The sequence below is a fragment of the Rhizobium acaciae genome (assembly GCF_025941625.1).
In the GTDB taxonomy this organism is placed as follows: Bacteria; Pseudomonadota; Alphaproteobacteria; order Rhizobiales; family Rhizobiaceae; genus Rhizobium; species Rhizobium acaciae.
Genome location: NZ_JAPCZO010000003.1, coordinates 163,677 through 186,256 on the forward strand (window position 1 = coordinate 163,677; position 22,580 = coordinate 186,256).

24 protein-coding genes and 1 tRNA gene are annotated in these 22,580 nt (G+C 61.5%); 13 read left to right on the forward strand and 12 right to left on the reverse strand.

Going from position 1 to position 22,580, the window contains the following annotated elements; translation table 11 throughout:
- A complete protein-coding gene (locus OLZ32_RS06550) occupies positions 1-1,869 on the reverse strand; it encodes an adenylate/guanylate cyclase domain-containing protein (RefSeq protein ID WP_264420243.1) in 1,869 nt (622 codons plus the stop codon).
- Between the two features lie 436 nt (positions 1,870-2,305).
- On the opposite strand from OLZ32_RS06550, the gene OLZ32_RS06555 reads away from it, so the two are divergent.
- Positions 2,306-3,175: an ornithine carbamoyltransferase gene (locus tag OLZ32_RS06555; RefSeq protein ID WP_264420246.1), complete on the forward strand. Its 870-nt coding sequence runs from the start codon at positions 2,306-2,308 to the stop codon at positions 3,173-3,175.
- A gap of 63 nt (positions 3,176-3,238) precedes the next feature.
- Entirely contained in the window at positions 3,239-4,285 is a 1,047-nt protein-coding gene (locus tag OLZ32_RS06560; RefSeq protein ID WP_017989428.1) for an ABC transporter substrate-binding protein, read from the forward strand.
- A gap of 49 nt (positions 4,286-4,334) precedes the next feature.
- On the opposite strand, the gene OLZ32_RS06565 is transcribed toward OLZ32_RS06560, so the two are convergent.
- Positions 4,335-5,180 (reverse strand): class I SAM-dependent methyltransferase, encoded by an 846-nt coding sequence (locus OLZ32_RS06565; protein WP_017989427.1) that lies wholly within the window; start codon positions 5,178-5,180, stop codon positions 4,335-4,337.
- 221 nt (positions 5,181-5,401) lie between these two features.
- The gene (locus OLZ32_RS06570) at positions 5,402-6,085 is read right to left on the reverse strand and encodes a winged helix-turn-helix transcriptional regulator (RefSeq protein WP_003542894.1); all 684 of its coding nucleotides are present in this window, start codon (positions 6,083-6,085) and stop codon (positions 5,402-5,404) included.
- Between the two features lie 333 nt (positions 6,086-6,418).
- On the opposite strand from OLZ32_RS06570, the gene OLZ32_RS06575 reads away from it, so the two are divergent.
- The 4 genes from OLZ32_RS06575 (at position 6,419) to OLZ32_RS06590 (ending at position 9,890) form a co-directional block, all read left to right on the forward strand.
- A complete protein-coding gene (locus OLZ32_RS06575; RefSeq protein ID WP_264398443.1) occupies positions 6,419-7,363 on the forward strand; it encodes a Bug family tripartite tricarboxylate transporter substrate binding protein in 945 nt (314 codons plus the stop codon).
- On the forward strand, positions 7,360-7,851 hold the full coding sequence (locus OLZ32_RS06580) for a tripartite tricarboxylate transporter TctB family protein (RefSeq protein WP_003542892.1): 492 nt from the start codon (positions 7,360-7,362) through the stop codon (positions 7,849-7,851). Before OLZ32_RS06575 ends, OLZ32_RS06580 begins: the two co-directional genes overlap by 4 nt.
- Positions 7,852-7,939: 88 nt before the next feature.
- Complete coding sequence (locus tag OLZ32_RS06585; RefSeq protein ID WP_017989425.1) at positions 7,940-9,457, forward strand: tripartite tricarboxylate transporter permease; 1,518 nt, start codon at positions 7,940-7,942, stop codon at positions 9,455-9,457.
- A 262-nt stretch (positions 9,458-9,719) separates the two neighbouring features.
- Positions 9,720-9,890 carry a hypothetical protein gene (locus OLZ32_RS06590; RefSeq protein ID WP_003542890.1) on the forward strand — a complete coding sequence of 57 codons (171 nt, stop codon included), beginning with the start codon at positions 9,720-9,722 and terminating at the stop codon, positions 9,888-9,890.
- Positions 9,891-9,989: 99 nt separating this feature from the next.
- On the opposite strand, the gene OLZ32_RS06595 is transcribed toward OLZ32_RS06590, so the two are convergent.
- Positions 9,990-11,078, reverse strand: a complete 1,089-nt coding sequence (locus OLZ32_RS06595; RefSeq protein WP_264420249.1) for a DUF475 domain-containing protein — start codon at positions 11,076-11,078, stop codon at positions 9,990-9,992.
- A gap of 353 nt (positions 11,079-11,431) precedes the next feature.
- Here OLZ32_RS06595 and OLZ32_RS06600 point away from each other — a divergent pair, with 353 nt between their 5' ends.
- Positions 11,432-11,683: a hypothetical protein gene (locus tag OLZ32_RS06600; RefSeq protein ID WP_017989424.1), complete on the forward strand. Its 252-nt coding sequence runs from the start codon at positions 11,432-11,434 to the stop codon at positions 11,681-11,683.
- Positions 11,684-11,740: 57 nt separating this feature from the next.
- Positions 11,741-11,917 carry a hypothetical protein gene (locus OLZ32_RS06605; protein ID WP_017989423.1) on the forward strand — a complete coding sequence of 59 codons (177 nt, stop codon included), beginning with the start codon at positions 11,741-11,743 and terminating at the stop codon, positions 11,915-11,917.
- A 57-nt stretch (positions 11,918-11,974) separates the two neighbouring features.
- On the opposite strand, the gene OLZ32_RS06610 is transcribed toward OLZ32_RS06605, so the two are convergent.
- The gene (locus OLZ32_RS06610; RefSeq protein ID WP_003542886.1) at positions 11,975-12,484 is read right to left on the reverse strand and encodes an MgtC/SapB family protein; all 510 of its coding nucleotides are present in this window, start codon (positions 12,482-12,484) and stop codon (positions 11,975-11,977) included.
- A 232-nt stretch (positions 12,485-12,716) separates the two neighbouring features.
- On the opposite strand from OLZ32_RS06610, the gene OLZ32_RS06615 reads away from it, so the two are divergent.
- A complete protein-coding gene (locus tag OLZ32_RS06615; RefSeq protein WP_264420253.1) occupies positions 12,717-13,436 on the forward strand; it encodes a hypothetical protein in 720 nt (239 codons plus the stop codon).
- 6 nt (positions 13,437-13,442) lie between these two features.
- Here OLZ32_RS06615 and OLZ32_RS06620 read toward each other — a convergent pair whose 3' ends face one another.
- From OLZ32_RS06620 to cpdR1, 4 genes are all read right to left on the reverse strand, one after another.
- Positions 13,443-13,937, reverse strand: a complete 495-nt coding sequence (locus OLZ32_RS06620) for a hypothetical protein (protein WP_264420255.1) — start codon at positions 13,935-13,937, stop codon at positions 13,443-13,445.
- Between the two features lie 123 nt (positions 13,938-14,060).
- Positions 14,061-14,252, reverse strand: coding sequence for a hypothetical protein (locus OLZ32_RS39205; protein ID WP_319641102.1), 192 nt, complete (start codon positions 14,250-14,252; stop codon positions 14,061-14,063).
- Positions 14,253-14,434: 182 nt separating this feature from the next.
- Positions 14,435-14,509 (reverse strand) — tRNA-Val (locus OLZ32_RS06625).
- Positions 14,510-14,592: 83 nt separating this feature from the next.
- Positions 14,593-14,955 (reverse strand): response regulator CpdR1, encoded by a 363-nt coding sequence (cpdR1, locus tag OLZ32_RS06630; RefSeq protein ID WP_003542883.1) that lies wholly within the window; start codon positions 14,953-14,955, stop codon positions 14,593-14,595.
- Positions 14,956-15,142: 187 nt separating this feature from the next.
- On the opposite strand from cpdR1, the gene OLZ32_RS06635 reads away from it, so the two are divergent.
- Both OLZ32_RS06635 and hisN read left to right on the forward strand, forming a co-directional pair.
- Positions 15,143-16,024 (forward strand): N-formylglutamate amidohydrolase, encoded by an 882-nt coding sequence (locus OLZ32_RS06635; protein ID WP_003542882.1) that lies wholly within the window; start codon positions 15,143-15,145, stop codon positions 16,022-16,024.
- A gap of 331 nt (positions 16,025-16,355) precedes the next feature.
- Positions 16,356-17,129: a histidinol-phosphatase gene (gene hisN, locus OLZ32_RS06640; RefSeq protein ID WP_264420257.1), complete on the forward strand. Its 774-nt coding sequence runs from the start codon at positions 16,356-16,358 to the stop codon at positions 17,127-17,129.
- 48 nt (positions 17,130-17,177) lie between these two features.
- Here the strand turns inward: hisN and OLZ32_RS06645 are convergent, their stop codons facing one another.
- Complete coding sequence (locus tag OLZ32_RS06645; RefSeq protein WP_264420260.1) at positions 17,178-18,152, reverse strand: alpha/beta fold hydrolase; 975 nt, start codon at positions 18,150-18,152, stop codon at positions 17,178-17,180.
- 405 nt (positions 18,153-18,557) lie between these two features.
- Here OLZ32_RS06645 and OLZ32_RS06650 point away from each other — a divergent pair, with 405 nt between their 5' ends.
- Positions 18,558-19,028, forward strand: a complete 471-nt coding sequence (locus OLZ32_RS06650; RefSeq protein WP_011653499.1) for an Hsp20 family protein — start codon at positions 18,558-18,560, stop codon at positions 19,026-19,028.
- A gap of 59 nt (positions 19,029-19,087) precedes the next feature.
- Here the strand turns inward: OLZ32_RS06650 and OLZ32_RS06655 are convergent, their stop codons facing one another.
- Positions 19,088-20,137, reverse strand: coding sequence for a bile acid:sodium symporter family protein (locus OLZ32_RS06655; RefSeq protein WP_264420261.1), 1,050 nt, complete (start codon positions 20,135-20,137; stop codon positions 19,088-19,090).
- 45 nt (positions 20,138-20,182) lie between these two features.
- On the opposite strand from OLZ32_RS06655, the gene OLZ32_RS06660 reads away from it, so the two are divergent.
- Entirely contained in the window at positions 20,183-21,037 is an 855-nt protein-coding gene (locus OLZ32_RS06660; protein WP_003542876.1) for a LysR substrate-binding domain-containing protein, read from the forward strand.
- A gap of 55 nt (positions 21,038-21,092) precedes the next feature.
- Here OLZ32_RS06660 and OLZ32_RS06665 read toward each other — a convergent pair whose 3' ends face one another.
- On the reverse strand, positions 21,093-22,145 hold the full coding sequence (locus OLZ32_RS06665) for a threonine aldolase family protein (protein WP_264420263.1): 1,053 nt from the start codon (positions 22,143-22,145) through the stop codon (positions 21,093-21,095).
- Positions 22,146-22,580 lie beyond the last annotated feature (435 nt).

Sequence of the window (22,580 nt, forward strand, 5' to 3'; positions counted from 1 at the left end):
TCAGCTCCCGGTCCTTTCGATCCGTTCGCGCTGCATCATTGCGGCGGTGAGCAGCTTCCGGAAGCGGAGATCGTCGCGGATGTTGTCGAGATCGGAATCATTGTCGAACCATTTGATATGGTAGACGGAACTGTTCGGCAGCAGCTTCTCCAGCAGATCGATCGCCTGGTCGACGTCGCCGAGGACGGAGTAGACGCAGGCGAGATTATACTGCGCGACGATGTCGTCGGGATCGATGGCGATCGCGCGGGCCGCCCAGTCGCGTGCCCTTGCCGCGTCGCCGAGATGGGCAAGCGCCAGCGCGCCGCGATGGGCGGGGCCCGAATTTTCCGGATTGACGTTCAGGGCGCGTTCGGCGCGCAGCAGGCCGAGGCGCGCCCAGTTTTCCGTATCCAGCGCCCGGCCGAGCGAGCGGTAGGCCGACATCAGATGGATCGGCGAGACGTAATCATCAGGGCGGATTGCGGCGGCGCGGGTGAAATATTGCACGGATTCGGCGAAGTTGCCGTGCATGAAGAAGAACCGGGCATAGTGGAAATTCGCCTCGAAGAGGTTCGGGTCGAGCGCCAGGGCACGTTCGAAGGCTGCCGCCGCCCTGTCGTCATAGCCGCTCTGATGCAAAGCGAGACCATGGGAGGCGTGGGCCTCGGGAAGGTCAGGATCAAGCGCCAGGGCGCGGGCGCTCATCTCGAGGATGCGCCTCAGTGGCACGTCATCAGGCGCCCAGTCACGGATCGCCGCGTCGCAATCGGCGATGCCGGCATAGGCGCGGGCATAATCCGGATCGAGCTCCACCGCCTTGCAGAACATACGCCTTGCGAGCTGGAGATAAGATTTGGTCCAGGTATGGGAGAGCTGGCGGCCTCTGAGATAATAGGTATAGGCCTCGACATTGGCGGTCGGCTCAGTCGCGATCGCCTTCTTCTCTTCCGGCAGCAGGCGCACCTTCAACTGGCCGACGATCGCATGGGTGATCTCGTCCTGGATGGCGAAGATGTCGGTCATGTCGCGGTCGTAACGCTCGGCCCAGAGATGGTCGCCATTGGCGGTGTCGATCAACTGGCCGGAAATGCGCACGCGATTGCCGACGATGCGCACACTTCCCTCGAGCACGTAGCGCACGCCAAGCTCCTGAGCGAGCCGCTTCACCTTCACCGATATGCCCTTGTAGGTGAAAATGGTGTTGCGCGGCACGACGTGCAGGCTGGAGATCTTGGAGAGATCGGTGATGATGTCTTCGGTGATGCCGTCGGAGAAATAATCCTGATCAGCATCGCCGCTCATATTGGTGAAGGGCAGCACGGCGATGAAGCAGGTATTGCGGTTCTGCGCCACCAATCTGGCGGAGGAGGGCGGCGCCAAGCTGACGGTATAAACCTGAACGGGCTGCTTGATGTTCTTCAGCATATGTTCGCCGATGAATTCGAAGCCCAGATTGAGCCGCGAACCGACCTGGTCGCGCACCGAGGCCGACACGGCGATGCCGCCCGGCGCTGCGATCCGCTCGAGCCTGGCGGCGAGATTGACCCCATCTCCGAATATGTCGCCGTTCTCGACCACGACGTCGCCGAGATTGATGCCGATGCGGAATTCGACGCGCTCGTCCTTGGGCACGTTCTCGTTACGGGCCGCCATGCTGCGCTGGATTTCGGCGGCGCAGGCGACCGCATTCACCACGCTCTGGAATTCGGCAAGGATGCCGTCGCCGGTGAGTTTGACGATCCGGCCCTTGTAGTCTGAAATACGAATGTCGACCAGCTCGCAGCGATGGCGGTTCAGCGCCTGCAACGTGCCGGATTCATCAATGCCCATCAGTCGGCTGTAGCCGACGACGTCTGCAGCAAGAATAGCGCTCAGTCGTCGTTCCATGACCCCTCCCATGGATCTTCCCAGTTTAGTCTAGCTTTTTATAGAGTTTTTGTCGCGTAGAGTCGTCCCCCGAATAATAAATTCGGGCGGTCTCGACGTTTTTAACGCGGCAGCGCGACCATATAACGTCGTCGATCTTCATCAATACTCTAAACGGGTGAAGGACGGAGCCAATCCCTAATCCTTTGTGATGAAAAGACAATTCACATAGGAGAAAAATGGAATGTTCTGCTTTGGTCGACACTTTCTGAATCGACAATCATAAAACCGATCGCCCACCGATTTAAGGCTTGAGCCGGACCCAGGGCATAGCTTGGAAGACGAATCGCGAGGCTATCCAACGCGGTATGGAATGTGATTCGCGGTTGCTTGGGAGATTGCCGTGAGGCCAGCGAAGGGTATTGTGGCGACGGTTTCAAGCGCAACGAGGGTTGGAATGACAGGTTCGGCCCGGAGTTTTCTGGAGTTTCATGACATTCAGGAGGCCGGGCTTCGATCGATTGTCGCTCGCGCCGGAGAGCTCGCCGAAGCCTGGGATGAGCGTGCGATGCCGCAGAGCCTTGCGGGCAAACGCGTCGCGCTGATTGTCGATGATGGCGGCTGGCGCAATACTACCGCCTTCGATCTCGGCATCCAGGCGATGGGCGGTATCTGCGTGCATGTGCCGATCGGCTTCAATGCCAGGGAGGAAACCGGCGATCTCTCGGGTTATCTCGGCAACTGGTTCGACATGCTGGTGATCCGCACCAGGGAGTTTGCGACATTGAAGTCGGTGGCGGCAGCCTCGCCGGTGCCTGTCATCAATGCGCGGACACGCTCCAACCATCCCTGCGAGACACTCGGCGACCTTGCCTATATCAACAGCCGGCGCGGTTCGATCGACGGGTTGAAGGTCGTTGGTGTGGCGGCGGACGCAAATATCCTCCGCTCCTGGGCCGAAGCGTCGATCGCATTGCCGATCGAGGTGGTTCAGGTCTATCCCGAACGCTGGCAAATCAGCGACGCCGCGTTGCTCAATGGACGCTTCCGCGTGAGCACCGATATGGGCGAGCTATCGAATGCCGACGTCGTCATCACCGATTCATGGCCGGGCGATGCCGCCTCGGACGCGCTCGCCGGCTACCGGATCGGGGCCGATGTGCTCGATCGTTTGCGGGAGGATGCGATCTTTCTGCCGTGCCCGCCGGTTCGGCGCGGCCAGGAGGTGACGGCAGAGGCGATGGCGCATCCGCTCTGCCAAAGCCGCGTCGCCAAGGCCTTTCTGTTGCATGCGCAAAATGCGCTGGTGGAGTGGGTCGCTGCCTAGTCCGGCGCCCTTGCTCCTCTGGGCGCGCTCAGGCATTGTTGCGGCATGAGGAGAGTTTTCATCTTGCTGCTGGCGTTCTTGCCGGGCTTTGCGCTAGCCGATCAAGCCTTCTATCCGGCGAAGTCGGGCAATGCCGATGCGCCAGTGCTGACGGTCTATTCCTCGCTCGACGAGCCGCTGGCGCAGCCGATGATCCGGGGTTTCCAGGACGCCAATCCCGATGTCGCGGTCAAATATGAGGATATGCTGACCGGCGACATTTACGACCGGATCGTCCGGGAGACCGATGCCGGCAAGAAGACGGCGGATTTCGCCTTCTCCTCGGCGATGGACCTGCAGGTGAAACTTTCCAACGACGGATATGCACAGGTCAGCAACCTGCCGATGAGTACTGCATGGCCGAAATGGGCGAACTGGCGCAACACCGCCTATGCGCTCACCTTCGAGCCGGCGGTGTTCGTCTATCACAAGCCGAGCTTTGCGCATGAGCCGGTGCCGAGTTCGCGGGCCGAATTCGTCGACTATCTGAAGCGCAAGGGCAACGAGGTCTATGGGCGGATCGGCACCTACGACATCGAGCGTTCCGGCGTCGGTTTTCTTTTCATGGCGCGCGACCAGGAGCAGTTCGGCGACATCTGGTCGGTGATCGGGGCGATGGGGGCTGCCGGCGTCAAGCTCTATTCGACGAGTTCGGCGATCCTCGAACGCGTTGCCGACGGGCGCTTCGTGCTCGGCTACAATATTCTCGGTTCCTATGCGGCCGACTGGGCCTCGCGCTATCCCGATGTCGGCATCGTGCTGCCGAAGGATTATACCGTGGTGATGTCGCGGATCGGGCTGGTGCCGCAGGCCGCCGCCGAGCCGGAGCTCGGTCGGCGTTACCTCACCTTCTTCATGTCGAGGGAAGGGCAGACGATCATGGCGCGCGAGCTGCAGATCCCGGCCGTCAGCCCCGAGGTCGCGGGGGAGAATACCGCCAATACGCTGCAGGAACTGCTCGGCGCCCAATTGCGGCCGGTGCCGGTCAGCCCCGGGCTCATGGTCTATCTCGACCAGGTGAAACGGGCGCGGCTGATCGCGCACTGGAACGAAGTTCTGCGGACGCAGTGAAGGCGGAGGCCGGGCCGATGATCCCGCCAGATCGAGCCCGGCAGCCGTGTTAATGCTTCGTCACTACCACTTCGAGATATTCGGCGGGCACCACCATCGTGCCGTCCTCGGCCTGGTTGAAGCGCTCGATCAGCGTTAGGAAATCACGTTCCAGCGCCGCCTTGCCCGGCTGGGGCAAGGCCTCGAACGCCTTGTGCACAGGGCCGTACCAAGTGCGGAAAATTTCCAGCCAATGGGCGGGGGAGCGGTAGCGGAAATTGAAGATTTTCGGCGTGACGGCGATCCGTCCGCTGCTTGCGAACATCTCTTCGAGCCTGGCGGTCGTGCCCCAAAGTGCAGGAGATTTCACGCCGGGCATGGGTGGAATGTGCTGGCCAATCGTCTTGAACACCTGGCCGATGAAGCCGTTCGGCGTCCAGTTCGCCATGCCGATCCTCCCGCCTGATCTGCAGACCCGCAGCATCTCCTTCGCCGCAGTGTCCTGATCGGGGGTAAACATCACGCCGAATGTAGAAATGACGGCATCGAAAACTCCGTTTTCGAACGGTAGCGCCTCTGCATCGGCCATCTGGAAGTTTACCGGCATGCCTTCGGCGATCGCCCGTTCGCGGCCGCGCTCCAGAAGCTCGGGGACGTAATCCGTCGATGTCACCTCGGCCCAGCGCCGCGCAGCGGCAAGCGTGGCGTTGCCGTTCCCGGCCGCCACATCCAGGACTTTCTCGCCGCCGCGCAGGTCCAGCGCCTCGCAGAGGCTTTCGCCGACGATCTGCAGTCGCACGCCGATAACGGCATAATCGCCCGAGGCCCATGCGGTCTGCTGGCGCGACTTCAGGGCGGCAAGGTCGGTATTTTGGGATAGCGCGGGTTCTCGCGACATGCTGAGGGTGGTCTGCATGGTTTCTCTCCTGGGCTTGTCGGCAAACGCAGGCAATCCGCCGTAACGTCCGCCGGGTTTTGTTGCTCTCGTTCGGTTCTGCAAAGCGGCCAGCCCGCCAATCAGCGTTGCCGCTGGTTCGCTCATGGTTCGATGGTGCCGCGACCTGGCAATTCGGGCTAGTGTAGGAAGTGTAGCAATCCCGATACAGAATATAGACTGGCAGGCGCAACCATGGCGCCTCAGGCGATCGCGTAGGAACTCCTGACCATCCAGTTTTCCATGCTGGCGGCGAGGGTCGTGTCGCCGATCAGGGAAATCTTGTCATGGGCGATTTCCGTTTCCAGGCTCGACAGGCCAATCCATGCCGATGTCATGGCCTTGAGCTCCGCCGTCACGAAAAGGTCTACGTCATAGCCGGGGTCACTGAGACACAGGTCGACCGGCATACCGGGTTTTGCCAGCAGCCAGTAATTTCTCTCGTCTCTCGGCAGTTCGGGGTAGCTGAACCTGATGACGCTGCGCCTGCGGGAAGGAAGGGCGCTCGCATCGATCTTGCGGCGCATGTTCCACATCAATATGCGGGCATCGAGCTTTTCCAGCGTGACGTCGGCGTCGACGTTCCTGTGCGCCCATTTTCCAAGCGCGTGGACGATCGGCTCCAGCTCCTTGGCCATGTCGGTCGGCCTATAGGCTATATCGCCCGTCGCATCGTTTTGCGACCGGACGATCAATCCGTTCGCTTCCATTTCCCTCAGGCGCTTAACCATCAGGGTCGGCGACATTCCCGGCACGCCTCGCCGGATCTCATTGAAGCGGGTTGAACCGGACCACATCTCGCAGAGAATGAGCAGCGTCCATCGCGGCTCAAGCAGCTCGCACGCTTTGGAAACCGGACAAAAATGGTTGTAACCGCCATTCGCCATTGGATTGCCTCCAGCCTAAAATATCCGGCAAATATAAACGGACGTCCAGTGTAGATAATGTACTTGCCTGACGGCAGGCGAAAGCTGGTCCCAGCCGGCACCTGCCAATTACGGCAAAAAAGTGTCCCGTCCTCCTGGATATCTCGCCGATGTCAGCTAAATGACAGGTTGTTGTGGTCGCTTTGGCTACTTCTTCTCCGTGGAGGCGGAGAGTTGAAGCCTTGGGAGGTATTCCGCTCGTCATTCAGGACGCTTGCGTCCGCTGGCCGGCCATTCCTCCCGATTCCCAGAGAACAACAGGCGGTTTGCTCAGCCGCCGACGGAGGACACATCGTGAAGCATACGTTCATCGCAACCCTTCTTGCAGCGACCATCGCGCTGCCGGCCTATGCGGCCGATTACACCATCATCGCGCCCGCCGCTCCCGGCGGCGGCTGGGACCAGACCGCCCGTTCGCTGCAGACCGCGCTGCAGCAGGAGAAGATCTCCGGCAACGTCCAGGTCCAGAATGTTCCGGGCGCCGGCGGCACCATCGGCCTTGCGCAATTCAGCAGCCAGGCTGCCGGCAACCCGAATTCGCTGATCGTTGGCGGCTATGTCATGGTCGGCGCGATCCTCACCAACAAGTCGCCGGTCACGCTCAAGGACGTCACGCCGATCGCCCGTCTGACCGGCGAATATGAAGCCGTCGTCGTTCCTGCCGCGTCGGAGATCAAGACCATGGCCGATCTGGTCGCGGCGCTGAAGAAGGATCCGGGCGCGGTTTCCTGGGGCGGCGGCTCTGCCGGCGGCACCGACCATATCGCCGTCGGCCTGATCGCCAAGGCTTCCGGCGTCGATCCGACCAAGATCAACTATGTCGCCTTCTCCGGCGGCGGTGAAGCGCTCGCCGCTATTCTCGGCGGCCAGGTCACGGCCGGCGTCTCGAGCTATAGCGAGTTCGAATCGCAGGTAAAGTCCGGCACACTCCGTCTTCTCGCCGTCTCCAGCGACAAGCGTATCGATGGTGTCGATGCCCCGACACTGAAGGAAGCCGGCACCGACGTCACCATCCAGAACTGGCGCATGGTCGCCGCTGCCCCCGGCCTGTCGGCAGAGCAGGTGGCAAGCGTCACCGCCGATTTCGAGAAGCTGCACAGCTCCGCCACCTGGCAGGAAACGCTGAAGACCAAGGGCTGGGCCGACACCTATCTGTCCGGCGATGCCTTCAAGGCGCAGCTCGAAAAGGATATCTCGGCCACTGAGAGCATTCTCAAAGACATCGGACTTGTTCAATGAGCGAGGATAACACCTCCTCGGCAACCGAGCGCCGCCCTGATTGGGCGGCGTTCATTATTGCCGTTTTCCTCTTCGCTGTCGCCGGCGTGATGGCCTGGGATGCCTTGCATCTGAAAGCGATTGCGCAGTACGACCGCATCGGTCCGGCGACAGTGCCTCAAGTGGTGGCGTTCGGCCTCTTCTGTCTCGGGATCTGGACCGCCTTCGAAGCCTGGCGCGGCGATTTTCCCGAACGTGACCGGCAGGAAGTCGCACCCGTCATCTGGATCGTCGCCGGTCTTGCCGGCCAGATGCTGCTCCTGCGCGTCGCCGGCTTCTCGATCGCGACCGGCATCCTCTTCGCGCTGACGGCACGCGGCTTCGGCAAACGCAAGCTCTGGATCTCGCTGCCGCTGGGCATCGTCCTCAGCTTCGTCGTCTGGGCGATCTTCTCGCAGCTGCTGCAGCTGACACTGCCGGCCGGCCCGCTCGAACATCTGTTCTTCTGACCGCGCGGGACGCGCTGTCAGCTCTTTTGATTTTGCGCGGCGCCCGGTTGCGAAACGCACGGCCGGGAATGCCGCTTGGGACACCAAGATGAGCACATTCGAATTCCTATGGCAGGGTATCCTGGTTGCGATGCAGCCGATGAACCTGGTTTATGCGATGGTCGGCGTCACGCTCGGCACCGCCGTCGGCGTGCTTCCCGGCATCGGCCCGGCTCTCACCGTGGCGCTGCTGTTGCCCGTCACCTACAAGCTCGATCCGGGCGGCTCGCTGATCATGTTCGCCGGCATCTATTACGGCGGCATGTATGGCGGTTCGACGACCTCGATCCTGCTCAACACGCCGGGTGAAAGCGCCTCGATCGTCACCGCACTCGAGGGCAACAAGATGGCGCGCGCCGGGCGCGGTGGACCGGCGCTGGCGACAGCGGCGATCGGCTCCTTCGTCGCCGGGCTGATCGCCACGCTCGGGCTTGCCTTCATCGCGCCTTACATCGTCAAGCTGGCGCTGGTCTTCGGGCCGCGCGAGTATTTCGCGCTGATGGTGCTTGCCTTCGTCACCGTTTCATCGGCCTTCGGCGACTCCGCCTTGCGGGGCCTGACCTCGCTGTTCATCGGTTTCGCGCTTGCCATGGTCGGCATCGACCAGCAGACAGGGCAGGCCAGGCTTTCCTTCGGCATTCCCGATCTGCTCGACGGTATCGAGGTAACGACCTTGGCGGTGGCGATGTTTGCGATCGGCGAGACGCTCTACATCGCGGCGCAAGGCAACCGGATCGCGGAGAAGGTCGAGGCGGTCAAGGGTTCGCTCTGGATGAACGCGCAGGACTGGTCACGCTCGTGGAAGCCGTGGCTGCGCGGCACGCTGATCGGTTTCCCGATCGGCGCGATGCCGGCTGGCGGCGCCGAAATCGGCACCTTCCTCTCCTATGCCACCGAAAAGCGGCTGGCGAAAAACCCGGAAGAGTTCGGCCATGGTGCGATCGAAGGCGTGGCCGGTCCCGAGGCGGCGAACAACGCATCGGCCGCCGGTACGCTGGTGCCGCTTCTGACGCTCGGCCTGCCGACGACGGCGACGGCGGCGATCATGCTTGCCGGCTTCCAGCAATACGGGCTGCAGCCGGGGCCGCTGCTGTTTGCCACCAATCCGCAGCTCGTCTGGGGCCTGATCGCCAGCCTGCTCATTGCCAATGCGATGCTCCTGGTGCTGAACCTGCCGATGATCGGGCTCTGGGTGCGGCTGCTGACCGTTCCGAAGCCGTGGCTCTATGCCGGCATCCTGCTGTTTGCGACGCTCGGGACGATCGGCGCCAATCCGTCGGTGTTCGAGCTCGGCATGCTGCTCGCCTTCGGTCTGCTCGGCTATGTGATGCGGCTCTTCGGCTATCCGATCGCGCCTACCGTGGTCGGGCTGATCCTCGGGCCGCTTGCCGAACAGCAGCTGCGCCGGGCGCTGGCAATCAGCCAGGGCGACGTCACGACGCTGGTGATGTCGCCGATCGCGGCAGGCCTGCTGATCGTTGCAGCCGCCGCCTTCCTCATCCCGCTGATCCTGCGGCTGCGTGGCAAGGGACAGGTGCTCTCGCAACTGGCGGCAAACGAAGACTAGCGCATCGGCCCGAAAATCGGAATCGCTTTTCGGAAAGCACGATGCGTAGATTTCAAAGTGTTAGAGCGCCCTTTGCGCGTCCGTAAGGACGCATGGCGCTCTAAGAATAAAAAGACCACCCACCCCCTCCCTCGAGGTCGGCCATGGAGACATGCGCCGGCCTCCTGTTTTTGCATGGCTGAGGTGATTTTCTGAGCATTGTGGTGGTCTATGCGCGATGCCATCTATGAGTGGTCAATCATAGAGCAAGAGGAAAAGGACAATGTCCGCACTTCGCAATTCAGTCCGTACTGGCTTCTTCGGCCGCGCATTCGCCGTCCTTGGTGCTGCAAACGCCGTCAGCGCTGCTGTCGAAGCCGGTCGCCGCCCACGCGCCAACGACCTCACCACACTCGGTATCGACCCGGCCTCCTTCGGTCAGGTCTCCCGCTAAGACCTCCAAGTCATGCATGAATGAATTAGCCCGCAACCGGATGGTCGCGGGCTTTATTTTTAGCTGCAAGGGCGTCGTCCACTGCGGCTTCTTGCATCGTCAGGCGTGAAGTTCCTCCTGCCGGGCGCCATGATCCTCCACCCTTTCGCGCCTGTTGTGGCGGATGGACGACCAGAGGGACAGGCCGATCAAGGCCGCGCCGCCGAGCCCGGTGATAACCTCGGGGATATGCACCAGGGTCTGCGCATACATGATCACCGAGAGGATCAGGATGGCGTAGAAGGCGCCATGCTCGAGATAGCGGTATTCGGCAAGCGTTCCCTTCTCTACCAGCATGATCGTCATCGAGCGCACGTACATGGCGCCGATGCCAAGGCCGATCGCGATGACGAAGAGGTTCTGCGTCAGCGCGAAGGCGCCGATGACGCCGTCGAACGAAAAGCTTGCATCCAGCACCTCCAGATAGATGAAGGCGCCAAGACCGCCCTTGGCGGCCGCACTCATCGTCTTTTGCGATGCATCGAGCAGCCCGCCGACCACCTCGACCGCGAGGAAGGTGAGCAGGCCGTAGATGGCGCAATTGACGAAGACGGTGGATTCCTCGCCGCCGATCAGCCAGGAGAAAACCAGCATCAGCGCCAGCACGACGGCGATTTCGATACCCTTGATGGCGGCCGAACGCGCCATCACCCTTTCCAGGCCGGGAAGCCAGTGGACTTCCTTCTTGTAGTCAAAGAAGTAGTTGAGGCCGACCATCATCAGGAAGGTGCCGCCGAAGGCTGCGATCGGCAGATGCGCGTCGTTCATGATGCGGGCATATTCGGCCGGCTCGCGTGCGGCAAGCACCAGAGCATCCCAGGGGCCGATCTGTGCCGCGATCGCGACGATTGCCAGCGGGAAGACGATGCGCATGCCGAAGACGGCAATGATGATGCCCCAGGTGAGGAAGCGCTGCTGCCAGACCGGCGTCATCTCCTTCAGCTTGTTGGCGTTGACGATGGCATTATCGAAGGAGAGCGAGATCTCCAGCACCGCAAGCACCGTGCAGATGAAGAAGACGGTCGCCATGCCGCCGACCGTACCGGTCGTCTGCCAGCCGAGCACCGCGCCGAGAACGAGGCCGAGGGCAGTGACGATGAAAGCCCAGCGGAAATAGCTGAGCGAGGATTGGGTCACGGGTTGATTCATGGCCGCACCTCGCGGCCGCAAATCGTGTTGAAGAGGGTGGATATCGTGGAAAAACGCGGCACGCCACAACGGGCACGCGGGTCAGGCATGGTGAGCTTGTTCATCGATGAAAAATCCGCCGGCTAAGCTGCAGGCGGTACCGACATCACGAGAGCGCCGTAAAAACTCTCGCCAGAGGGGCCCGGCACCAAAGTTCCCCGTCAGCCGATGTCTGGAAGGCTGCGGGATAGGCACTAGGTAATGAACTTCGCGGGCCAGTCAAGGTCGGTCGTCACACTGCGATTGGGTGATTTTTTTGGAACCATCCTGAAGCCCGCCCGTTAGGCCTTGGTTGAGCTTAAAAAAGGAGGCCGATGATGCACACTTCGACCCATCTCCCCGATAAACGCACGGAGGCGTCCGACCGCATGAAGCGGGCGAAGCCGAACCGCATGCAGAAGGCGCAGGTGCTGCCGCCGCATCATGTCGACCTGACACTGACGCCCGGCGTCTACCACGACATTCACGTGCCGGCCCATGTTACCGGCGCCGATCTTTCCAAGGGTGGCCCCGACATCAAGGGCCCCGACGTTAAAACGTCAGGGAATGCAGAGACCAAGAAATAACGGGTATTCCGGAAGCCTCCGGCGCTGACGGTAGGTTTGAAACAGGGTGAGAAACATATGACGATCAACTTTGTGCCCCGCGAGATCTTCATCCGGCACGAAAATGAATGGCAGGCCATACGCGAGGCGGCGGACGAGCGTATCGATATCGGCAAACGCCAGAAGCCGCTCTCCTCCGTCGGCGGCACGGCATCGGTTGGGAAAAGCGAGCCTTCGGCAACACGCTCCGAATGACCAACAGACAATCACGCTGACACAAGCGCCCGGCATGATGCCGGGCGCTCTATTTTTCTATTTGTGTTCATCGCGATCGACACGCTGTCCGGAATTAAAGCCAAACCGTTGTTCGAGTTTACCGAAGGCGAAGAGTACGCAGATGGCGACGATCGTCGTGAAGAAAGCGATCGGCCAATAGCCGAAGCCCATGGCGAGCCCGATCGCGCCGGAGAGCCACATGCCGGCGCCCGTCGTCAGCCCGTGCACCCGACCTCTTGCAAAGACGATCATGCCGGCGGCAAGAAAGGCGACGCCGGCGGTGACGGCTTCTATGACGCGCAGCGGATCGATGCGCACCTGCTCGTCGGTGAAACCCGGCATGTGCACTGCCTCGATCGAGATGATGGCGAAGAGGGCAGCGGCAAGACTGATCAGAATATGGGTGCGGAAGCCTGCCGGGCGGTCGCGGGCCTCACGCTCGAAACCGATCAACCCGCCGAAGACGATGGCGCCGAAAAGGCGGGCGAAAATGACGGGATAGTGGATACGCGACTCCGGTATTAGGTCGGCGATAATAAGATCCATGGATTTTTCCCCCAGAAAGATGGAGTTTTTCGCTGGCTAACGTCTGAGCGCGGAATTTGTTCAGCTTTTTCCCCGCTTGCGTTTCGGCGGTGTCGTTGGCCTTCCCGGTGCGCGCCGGCGTGTTCATGTCATTGGGGGGAAAGTTTGGCGAACCAGGCATCATCCTGTCGCCGCGCCAACCTTTCGGAAAGGATTGGGCAGCGATAATCCCGGCCTCACGGGAATCGGACAGATGGCCAAGACAGCGACACGCGGCCGCCGCAAGGCGCCGGCGAGAGGAAAGACCAAGGCGCGCAGCAGCGGTGGCGGATTGCTGCCCTGGGCGGTGATCGGCATTGCTGCGATCGGCGGCATCGTCGCCCACGACCATTGGAAGAGCATCCAGCCGATGCTTGCAAGGCAATCGACGCCGATCACACGGGACACGGCGGAGCCGAGGCCTGCAGTCAGGAAGGACGCGCCGCCGAAGCAGGTGGCGCTTGCCGCACCCACGCCGAAAGTCCCAGTGCCGCAGCCGCAGCCGCTGCCGCCGGCCGCGATCCCGACGCCGATGATCCAGCCGATAAAGGCAGTGCAGCCGCCGGCTTCCGCTGCCGTTTCGCAAACCGGGACAGTCGCCTTCGGCTATTGCGGGCAGGGCGCCCATATCAATTGCGTCGGTGACGGTGGCGTCTTCTGGTACAAGGGCGAGAAGATCGTGATTGCCGACATGGCAAGCCCGGTGGTCGACCAAGCGCGCTGTGACGGCGAGCGCCGGGTGGCCTTTGCCGCCAAGTCACGGCTGCTGGCGCTTCTGAACGCCGGACCCTTCACCATGAATGCGGCGGGTAAGGCCGAGCCCTCCGGCGCGCCGCGCGTCGTCTCGCGCGACGGCCGCTCTTTCGGCGCGCAGCTGATCAATGAGGGCCTGGCACGCAAGCCAGGGGCCGCCGGCAGCGCCTGGTGCGCCTGAGAGCGGCTACTTACCCTTCTTCACCAGCTTGCCGCCGGTGCGGAAGCTGCCGGTGAAGGAGGAGTCCTTGCTTTCGGCGGTGCATTCGATCGCGATCGGCTTGCCGGCATAGGGATTGCCGAAGGTGCAGAAGCCGGCGACCTTGACCTCTCCGGTCATCTTGTTGCCGACGCCCGTGGTGACGAGGCTGAGCGGCAGGCGGGCATTGCCGTTGGAGGCAGGCTTGATGCCGCTGCCGTCGCCCTGGAAGCCGAGCGCCTTGCCATCCGAGGTGAAGATGAAGGTCACCACGCCATTGGCCAGCGTGACGCTGGCAAGCTCGTTCTTGCAGCCCTTGGTGGCGTCGAATTTGGCGACAACAAGCTTGGCGCATTTGCCGGAAAGCGTGATGACGCCAGGCGCACCGGGAAATGTCTCAGCGGGTGCGGCCGGCGCGGCAGAGGCCGGCACAGCGAAGGCGGCGGAAAAAAGGGCGGCGGCTGCCGGTACGAAAAGTCTCATTCTCTATCTCAACCCCATCTGTCTGCGACGGCGAATCGGCCATGCGCTGGATAGTTAGGCAATGGCGCGATTCTGTGACTTATTTTGGTCTTACCCGGCGTCGAACGGGTGTCGAATAGGACGTTAGGAACTTTTGGAGTCGTCCCAGAGGATTGCTGCCCCGGCCGCGAATACGGTGATCGGAATCAGCCAAAACTTGATGCTAATGGGTTGGACGACATGAAACTGCATATAACCGAAACCGAGGAGGCCAGCCCCAACCAGGGCGCCGAGGATTATGGATATCGCTTTCCGTGTCCGCGTCCTTTGCGTCATGCGCCCCTATTTCCCACGTGTGGGGCTATCCCACCGCCATCAAAATCCTGCCCGGATCATGGTCGCGGACCAATCACGTGCTAGCCCTCGCTCCGCAAGGTGCCGGATCTGGAGCGCGTGCCAGGCTCTGGGAACAGATATTCCCCAAGGCGGGGTTTACCAACGATGTCAGGGAGATCGGATGGTGGGCGTGACAGGGATTGAACCTGTGACCCCTACGATGTCAACGTAGTGCTCTCCCGCTGAGCTACACGCCCATCCGATGGCGGCGCATAGATCACAAAACCTTCGGAGCCGTCAATAGGCTTTTTCAGTTTTGTGACGCGCCGCCCGGCAAGCCTTACGCGGCAAGCATCTTGTTAACCTCGTCGACGAGATCGCGCAGGTGAAAAGGCTTGGAAAGGACCTTGGCATCCTTCGGCGCCTTCGAATCAGGGTTCAGCGCCACCGCGGCAAAACCGGTGATGAACATTACCTTCAGGTCGGGGTCGAGCTCGGTGGCGCGGCGCGCCAGCTCGATGCCGTCCATCTCCGGCATGACGATATCGGTCAGCAGCAGGGAAAACGGTTCCTCGCGCAGCCGGTCATAGGCGCTGGCGCCATTGTCATAGGAAAGGACCTTATAGCCGGCCTTTTCGAGCGCCTTCACCAGGAAGCGGCGCATGTCGTTGTCGTCTTCGGCGAGAAGTATCTTCTGAGTCATCAATCCAGACCGCGATCCATAGGTTTTTGGTGGGCTGCCAGCCGTTTACACTAGTCTTTACCCGGTAAACAACCGGTGAATTGCCTGTGCGTGACCGCCGTCCCTTCTACATAGTATGGACTTGCGGCCGGGCAACTGGCAACATGGGCCAAGCAGTCAGTTCATGACATGGTAAAGAGGGCCGAAAGTGCCGGAAATACGCGAATACGAGCTTTTTGAGGTCCATGAGCCCGTGTCGCAGACCATTCCCTTCGTCTACAACTCCCCCCATAGCGGCCGCATTTATCCACCGGAATTTATCGCCCAGTCCAGGCTCGAGGGCATCGCCATCCGCCGTTCCGAGGATCACTATGTCGACGAGCTCTTCGGCTCGGCCGTCGCACTCGGCGCGCCGCTGCTGGCAGCCAACTTCCCGCGCGCTTATCTCGACGTCAATCGCGAGCCTTACGAGCTCGATCCGCGGATGTTCGACGGGTTGCTGCCGCCCTATGCCAATGTCAATTCGCTCAGGGTCGCCGGCGGGCTCGGCACCATTCCGCGCATCGTCGCCGAGAATATGGAGATCTATGCGCGGCGCCTGCCGGTGCAGGAGGGGCTCGACCGTGTCGAAGCGGTCTATAAGCCTTATCATGCGGCGCTGCGCCGGCTGATTGCGCGAACACATGTGCAGTTCGGCTTCGGCGTGCTGATCGACTGCCACTCGATGCCCGGCAATGTACGCGTTGCCGGCAGCACTGCGCGACCTGATTTCATCATCGGTGATCGCTACGGAACCAGCGCTTCGGCCGAGCTTTCGCGCGCGGCCATCGCCATTCTCGAGGAAATGGGTTTTGCTGCGATCCGCAACAAACCCTATGCCGGCGGCTTCATCACCGAACATTACGGCCGCCCTTCGCGCGGCCTGCATGCGCTGCAGATCGAGGTTAACCGGGCGATCTACGTCGATGAGCTGACGCTGGAGAAACGCGAGGATTTCGCTGCAGTGGCTGATGCCGTCACGGACTTCATGCAGCAGATGGCGGAATATGTCGAGAAATTTGCCGGAGATCGGGCGCTGGCCGCCGAATAGATCTCTTTTCGATCTCGCTGACGTCCGGCCTTCGTCTTCCCGGCCAAAAAAAACCGCGCTTGTGAGCGCGGCTAAGTCTAGGGAGGAAACACCCAAGGAGGGTATTTACAGTCAGAAGACTGTATGAAGACGCTACTATTGCATTGCACAAATGTCAAGCAATATATTGCGCTGCGATATCTTTGGGCAATTGGCGTTTACGCATGTCGTTATCGCAAAACCGCAGCACACTTTTGCGCGACATGCGTTAGAGCCAAATTGCCTGCTGCGTTTGCATTTCCGTTGCTTTTCGCTATGAAAGCGCCATTCCCGCCAGCCAAACGGATCCATCATGTTTCCTGACCGTTCGTTCTTCAACCGCCTGGCGGAGGCCGCCCGAGCCGAGACGCTGCCGCGCTTCCGCTCCGGCCTCGATGTCACGAACAAGCTTTCCTCCGGTTTCGATCCGGTGACGGAGGGCGACCGGGCCGCCGAACTCGCCATCCGGGCGCTGATCGAGGAGAATTTCCCCGGCCACGGCATTCTCGGCGAGGAACATGGCGATGTCGGGCTCGACCGCGAATATGTCTGGGTGATCGATCCGATCGACGGCACGCGCGCTTTCATATCGGGTGTGCCGGTGTGGGGAACGCTGATCGGCCTGCAGAAAGACGGCAGGGCGATCATGGGCATGATCGAGCAACCCTTTACCGGCGAGCGTTATTTTGCCGACCAGAACGGCTCGATCTATACCGGGCCGGAGGGCGAGCGGCGTCTGGCAACGCGCCAGTGCGATGCGTTTTCGAACGCCATCCTGTTCACCACGTCGCCGCATCTCTTTGCTGGCGAGGAGATGGAGAAATACCGCGAGATCGAGAGTCAGGTGCGGCTCTTCCGCTACGGCTGCGACTGCTATGCCTATGCGCTGCTTGCCGCCGGCCATATCGATCTCGTCGTCGAAAACAGCCTGAAGCCCTATGACGTCGGCGGCATCATTCCCGTCATCGAGGGGGCGGGCGGCATCATCACCACCTGGGACGGCGGACGGCCGGAAAACGGCGGCTCGATCATCGCTGCCGGCAGCCGGGCAGTCTACGAACAGGCAATCGCCATCCTGCAGCGCTGATCCCAGGGTCAGCAGCGCTGATCCCCCGGTCGGCAAAGCCGATCCGGCTCACGTGCCGAGGGCGGCGACGTCCTGGTTTTCTTCGGCATCGCTGCCGGGAATGAAGGCATGGAAGGCGGCGAGGGCGGCGGCGCGGTAGATATCCCGTTCCTGGAAGATCTCGTGGCGGGCGCCGTTGATCGGCACCAGCTGACCGGCGCGGAAATAACGCGAGAGCCGCTCCTGCGCCGTGTAGGGCACGACACCGTCACGCGTCGGGGCAATGATGACGGTCGGGATGGTGATCGAGAAGAGATGGTAGGGCGAGGTAACCCGGTCCATCGTGCGAAAGGCCTCGGTCAGCCAGCGGGCTGTGGGTGGCCCGAGTGTCAATTCCGGATAGGCCTTCATCATCGCGACATTGCGCTCGAAGCGGTGTTCGTCCGAGGTCAGCGGATTGTCGCGGAAATCCGGCTCCTTCAGTTTCGAGGTCAGCGGCAGGAAGCCGAGGCCGACGGCGTTCAGCGTGCCGGCGAGAGCGCGGATGACGCGGGGCGAGGCCGACTGGCCGGTCAGGCCGATGAAGGGCGCCGACAGCACCATGCGATCGATACGGGTGGTGAGATAGGGGGCGGCCGACAGTGCGATCAGGCCGCCGGTGGAATGCGCCAGCAGATAGAAGGGCAGGCGGGTATCCGGCAGCACTACCTTTTCCAGGAAGGTATCGAGATCACGCTCGTAATCGACGAAGCGGCGGATGTGGCCGTGGTTGCGGCTCTTCAGGAGCCGCGGCGAACCGCCCTGGCCACGCATATCGAAGGTCGCGACCCAGAGGCCTTTGGCCGTGAGGTCGCGGATGGTTTCGAAATATTTCTCGATATATTCGTTTCGGCCGTGCAGGATGACGACGGTGCCCTTGGCAATCTGGCCACTCGAGCGGAAGACGGCGTAACGCAGCTGGTGGCCGTCATGGGTTTCGAAGAACCCCTCCGTGCGGTTTTCCGGGGCGGGATTATCGGGCGTCGAATAGAGAACCTGATCCATGACTTTGCCAATGCGCCGCTGCTGACTGCTTCGCATCAGGGATAGCGCATGGCATCCGGCTTGGAAAGCGGTGGGGGAAAAGGGCCGGCGGGAGCATGAGGGTGCTCGCGGCCGGCCGAAGTTGAGACTGAAGAAGAAGGGACGATGCACTTCAGCCATCGGGACCAGATTCACCCGACGCCGAAATTTCTAGGCGAATGCGCCTGAACGCGTTCCGAACCGACCGTTCATGCGGGGTTCACGGGCCGATCAAGGCGATTCCAGAAAGGTCTTGAACTCCTCGAATCCCATCACCATCTCCTTTCTGCGGGTGCCGAACAGGGCCTGCGCAACCGTCCCAAGGCCGCCAAATATGGGGTCTCAGGGGCATTTCATCGCAACACGTCGCTTCCACAGGAGGACATCATGCGTCACGTAGACTTCTCTCCCCTCTATCGTTCGACCGTCGGTTTCGACCGGCTCTTCACCATGCTCGACAGCCTTGCTCAGCCGGAGCAGGCGCAGACCTATCCGCCCTATAATATCGAGCGTACCGGTGAAAACACCTATCGCATCACCATGGCGGTTGCTGGTTTCGACGAGACTGAACTTTCGATCGAAGCCCATGCTCATGTGCTGTCCGTGAAGGGTGAAAAGAGCGAGGAACCTGCCGAAAGCGGCGAATTCCTCTACCGCGGCATTGCCAAGCGCGCCTTCGAGCGCCGCTTCCAGCTTGCCGACCATGTCGAGGTGACCGCCGCTTCGCTGAAGAACGGCCTGCTGCACATCGACCTTCTGCGCAATATTCCCGAGGCCATGAAGCCCCGCAAGATTACGATTGCCGCAGAACCGGTCGAGGCTCCGAAGGCCATCGAAGCGCAGATCATCAACGGCTAATTACATCCTTAGCGGATAAAACGAACGGCGCTCCATCGGGGCGCCGTTTTTATTGTTGCTCAGGCCGGGCTGCCGGCCTCTCTCATGTCTTTTTCCGTTGCGCGTCGGGCCGCGGCGGCGGCGTATTTCTGGGCAATGACGGCGCAGACCATCAGCTGGATCTGGTGGAACAGCATCAGCGGCAGCACGATCGCGCCGATCGACTGGCCGGCGAAGATGACGTTCGCCATCGGCACGCCGCTTGCGAGGCTCTTCTTCGAGCCGCAGAAGGTGATGGTGATCTCGTCGGCCTTGTTGAAGCCCAGCCACCGGCTGCCGAACATCGTCAGCACCAGGACAATTGCCAGCAGAACCATATCGGCGACGATGACGACGGCGATATCGGCGATCGAGAAGGTGTGCCACAGGCCCTCGACCACCGCCGTGCTGAAAGCGAGATAGACGACCATCAGGATCGAGCCGCGGTCGACAGGCATCAGGATTTTCTTCTTGGCGCGGATCCAGTCGCCGATCCAGGGCTGCAGAACCTGGCCGATGATGAAGGGGGCAAGCAGCTGCAGCAGGATCTGCTCTAGTGCGTCGAAAGAGAAGCCGCCATGGCCGCCGACGGAAAACAGCAGGCCGACGAGCAGTGGCGTCAGGAACATGCCGAAGATGTTGGACGCCGAGGCTGAGCAGATGGCGGCCGGTACGTTGCCGCCGGCCATCGAGGTGAAGGCGATCGACGACTGCACCGTCGACGGCAGCACGCAGAGGAAGAGGATGCCGAGATAAAGCGGCTGCGGCAGGATCGTGTCGGGGATCAGCCCGAGTGCCATGCCGAGCAGCGGGAAGATGCCGAAGGTCGTCAGGAGGATGACGATATGCAGGCGCCAGTGCAGCAGGCCTGATATGACGACGTCGCGCGACAGGCGGGCGCCATGCAGGAAAAACAGCAGCGCGATGGCGAGATCGGTGGCGATGCCGAAATAATCCGCAAATGTGCCGCGCGCCGGCAGCAATGAGGCAAGGATGACGGTGCAGACGAGCAGGATGGTGAATGTATCGGGCAGAAAGCGGCGCATGGCGGTCTCGCGGCTTGATAAAACAGTCATTGTTCTGTCGTGCATTATGATCCAGGATGCAAGGAATAACAGTTATCGAAAAGCTGGATCATGCTGGACCTTTCGCAATTGCGCAGTTTCGTCGCTGTCGAACAGATGGGCAGTTTCACGCTCGCTGCAGAAAGGCTGGGCCTCGGGCAGTCGACAGTCAGCCAGCACATTCAGCGGCTGGAGACAGCGCTCGGGCGCAGGCTGCTGGCGCGCGACACGCATAAGGTGATGCTGACCGGCGATGGCGAGGCGCTGTTGTCACATGCGCGCGCCATGCTTTCGATCGAGGGGCAGGTACAGTCGTTGTTTAAGAACAACAGCCTGCGCGGCAGTCTGCGGCTCGGTGTGTCGGAGGATTTCGTCACCAGCCAGCTGCCGGCGGTGCTCGAGGATTTCGTTCGTTCGCACCCTTCGGTCGACCTCGAACTGACAGTGGCGCTGTCCGGCGTCCTTTACGAGATGCAGGACAATGGTGAGATCGATCTGGTGCTCGCCAAGCGCCGGCTCGGCGATGCGCGCGGAAAACTCGTCTATCGCGAGCCGCTCGTCTGGCTGGCGCGCGATCCCGAGCGTGTGCTTGCTTCCGGCCCTTTGCCGCTGATCGCCTTTCCGCCGCCGAGCGTCACACGGGTGATCGCGCTCGAAGCACTCGGACGAAACGGGGTGCCGTGGCGGATCGTCTGCACCTGCGGCAGCCTGAGCGGGCTGACGGCGGCGGCGCGGGCCGGGATGGGCGTGCTGGTGCAGCCGCGCAGCATGGCGCCGTCCGGCCTGAAGGAGATTGCGGTCGGAAAACTTCCGGTGCTGGAGGACGTGGAATTCGTGCTGGTGCCGCGTAAGGGAGCGGATCAGGCGCTGGTCTCGGCGCTGTCGGAGGATATTCTGCAAAAGGTGAGGGGACTGAGGTCGGCGTGAGTCCTTGCCCGTCACCGAAAGGCCTGCCGGGTCGGCAAGCCTTTCCAGCAGGCGATCAGGCGGCCAGGCACTTCAAGAAGCCATCGACATCCGCTTCGGTGGTCGCGAAGCTGGTGACGAGGCGGATCAGGGTTTCGCTTTCGGAAACGAGTTCGGGCGTTGCCGCCGGGACCGGCCATGCGTAAAATTTCGCGCCCTTTTCCTCCGCAATTTTTGCGGCGCTTTTGCCGACGACGGCAAAGACTTCATTGGACGCCGTCGGCCAGGCCAGGCGAGCCGAGTTGCTGGTGCCGATACCGGCGCGCAGCAGGTCGGCCATGCCGTTCGAATGGCGGGCGAGATCGAGCCAGAGGCCGTCTTCGAAATAGGCATCGAACTGGGCGGCGATGAAACGCGACTTGGAGAAGAGCTGGGCGGCGCGCTTGCGGATGAAGGGCATTTCCCGGGCCTGATCCGGATTGAAGAAGACGATCGCTTCGGCGCACCAGCAGCCGTTCTTGGTGCCGCCGAAGGACAGCATGTCGACGCCGCGCTTCCAGGTCATTTCGGCCGGGGTGGCGCCGAGTGCGACGAGCGCGTTGGCGAAGCGGGCGCCGTCCATGTGGAGCGGCAGATTGCGCTTCCTTGATATGGCGGCGATCTCGCCGATCTCCGGCAAGGAATAGACGGTGCCGATCTCTGTCGCCTGGGTGATGGTCACCGCTCTGGCGCGGCCGTGATGGACGGCGTCCTCGGGAAAGCTTGCGATCTTCGCCGAAAGCTTCGCCGGGTCGATCTTGCCGGCTTCGCCGTCAATGGCAACGAGACGGGCGGCGCCGGAAAAAAATTCAGGCGCGCCGCATTCATCCTCGATCACATGGGCCTCCGAATGGCAGAAGGTGATGCCGCCGGGCCGCTGGACGCTTGCCAGCGACAGCGAGTTGGCGGCCGTGCCGGTGGCGACGAAGAAGATCGAAACCTCACGCTCGAAGATCTCGGAAAAACGGGCCTCGACCTTCCTGTCGAGATCGCCGGCGCCATAGGCGGCGGCAAAGCCGGTCGATTCCGTCAGCAGGCGTTCGGCAATGGATTTGTGGGCGCCGGCCCAGTTATCGGAAGCAAAGAACATGGGGGAAACCGTGAGAAAGGAAGGGGTTGGCAAAGTCCGCAGCGGACATTACGCCAAAGCTTCGCAGGATCAAGGTTGTCGCCCGCGACACATCACGGAAATTGAACTACGCAATCAATAAACAAAATAATACGGCTCAACGTAATTTTCTTTCGTCAGCACAGCTGCCCAGGCAATCTTCCGTCGCAAATTGACGTTTTTTGACGCAGCGCTCTTGCAGAGCCGAGTGCTTTCTGGCATAGAACTGATGAATTAGGACAGTGTTGCTGTCCTATTTTGGCCTTTATAACCGAAGAGGCGCCGAAAGCCCTGGAACAGACCGGCTTTCACGCTATAGTTCTTCCGAGCGTCAAGCCTCAAGGGGCGGCGCGCGGAGGCGAATGGCAGGCGCGGAACGCGACGGTTTGCTTTCCTTCAAAAGCAGATGTCTGCGGC

Coding starts and splice junctions, on each gene's coding strand:
- OLZ32_RS06580 (WP_003542892.1), top strand. CDS start 7,360: ATGAGCGAGGATAACACCTCCTCGGCAACCGAGCGCCGCCCTGATTGG.
- cpdR1 (WP_003542883.1), bottom strand. CDS start 14,955: ATGACTCAGAAGATACTTCTCGCCGAAGACGACAACGACATGCGCCGC.
- OLZ32_RS06610 (WP_003542886.1), bottom strand. CDS start 12,484: ATGGATCTTATTATCGCCGACCTAATACCGGAGTCGCGTATCCACTAT.
- OLZ32_RS06660 (WP_003542876.1), top strand. CDS start 20,183: ATGCTGGACCTTTCGCAATTGCGCAGTTTCGTCGCTGTCGAACAGATG.
- OLZ32_RS06585 (WP_017989425.1), top strand. CDS start 7,940: ATGAGCACATTCGAATTCCTATGGCAGGGTATCCTGGTTGCGATGCAG.
- OLZ32_RS06570 (WP_003542894.1), bottom strand. CDS start 6,085: ATGGCGAATGGCGGTTACAACCATTTTTGTCCGGTTTCCAAAGCGTGC.
- OLZ32_RS06600 (WP_017989424.1), top strand. CDS start 11,432: ATGATGCACACTTCGACCCATCTCCCCGATAAACGCACGGAGGCGTCC.
- OLZ32_RS06655 (WP_264420261.1), bottom strand. CDS start 20,137: ATGCACGACAGAACAATGACTGTTTTATCAAGCCGCGAGACCGCCATG.
- OLZ32_RS06645 (WP_264420260.1), bottom strand. CDS start 18,152: ATGGATCAGGTTCTCTATTCGACGCCCGATAATCCCGCCCCGGAAAAC.
- OLZ32_RS06550 (WP_264420243.1), bottom strand. CDS start 1,869: ATGGAACGACGACTGAGCGCTATTCTTGCTGCAGACGTCGTCGGCTAC.
- OLZ32_RS06665 (WP_264420263.1), bottom strand. CDS start 22,145: ATGTTCTTTGCTTCCGATAACTGGGCCGGCGCCCACAAATCCATTGCC.
- OLZ32_RS06595 (WP_264420249.1), bottom strand. CDS start 11,078: ATGAATCAACCCGTGACCCAATCCTCGCTCAGCTATTTCCGCTGGGCT.
- OLZ32_RS06565 (WP_017989427.1), bottom strand. CDS start 5,180: ATGCAGACCACCCTCAGCATGTCGCGAGAACCCGCGCTATCCCAAAAT.
- hisN (WP_264420257.1), top strand. CDS start 16,356: ATGTTTCCTGACCGTTCGTTCTTCAACCGCCTGGCGGAGGCCGCCCGA.
- OLZ32_RS06650 (WP_011653499.1), top strand. CDS start 18,558: ATGCGTCACGTAGACTTCTCTCCCCTCTATCGTTCGACCGTCGGTTTC.
- OLZ32_RS06605 (WP_017989423.1), top strand. CDS start 11,741: ATGACGATCAACTTTGTGCCCCGCGAGATCTTCATCCGGCACGAAAAT.
- OLZ32_RS39205 (WP_319641102.1), bottom strand. CDS start 14,252: ATGACGCAAAGGACGCGGACACGGAAAGCGATATCCATAATCCTCGGC.
- OLZ32_RS06590 (WP_003542890.1), top strand. CDS start 9,720: ATGTCCGCACTTCGCAATTCAGTCCGTACTGGCTTCTTCGGCCGCGCA.
- OLZ32_RS06615 (WP_264420253.1), top strand. CDS start 12,717: ATGGCCAAGACAGCGACACGCGGCCGCCGCAAGGCGCCGGCGAGAGGA.
- OLZ32_RS06620 (WP_264420255.1), bottom strand. CDS start 13,937: ATGAGACTTTTCGTACCGGCAGCCGCCGCCCTTTTTTCCGCCGCCTTC.
- OLZ32_RS06555 (WP_264420246.1), top strand. CDS start 2,306: ATGACAGGTTCGGCCCGGAGTTTTCTGGAGTTTCATGACATTCAGGAG.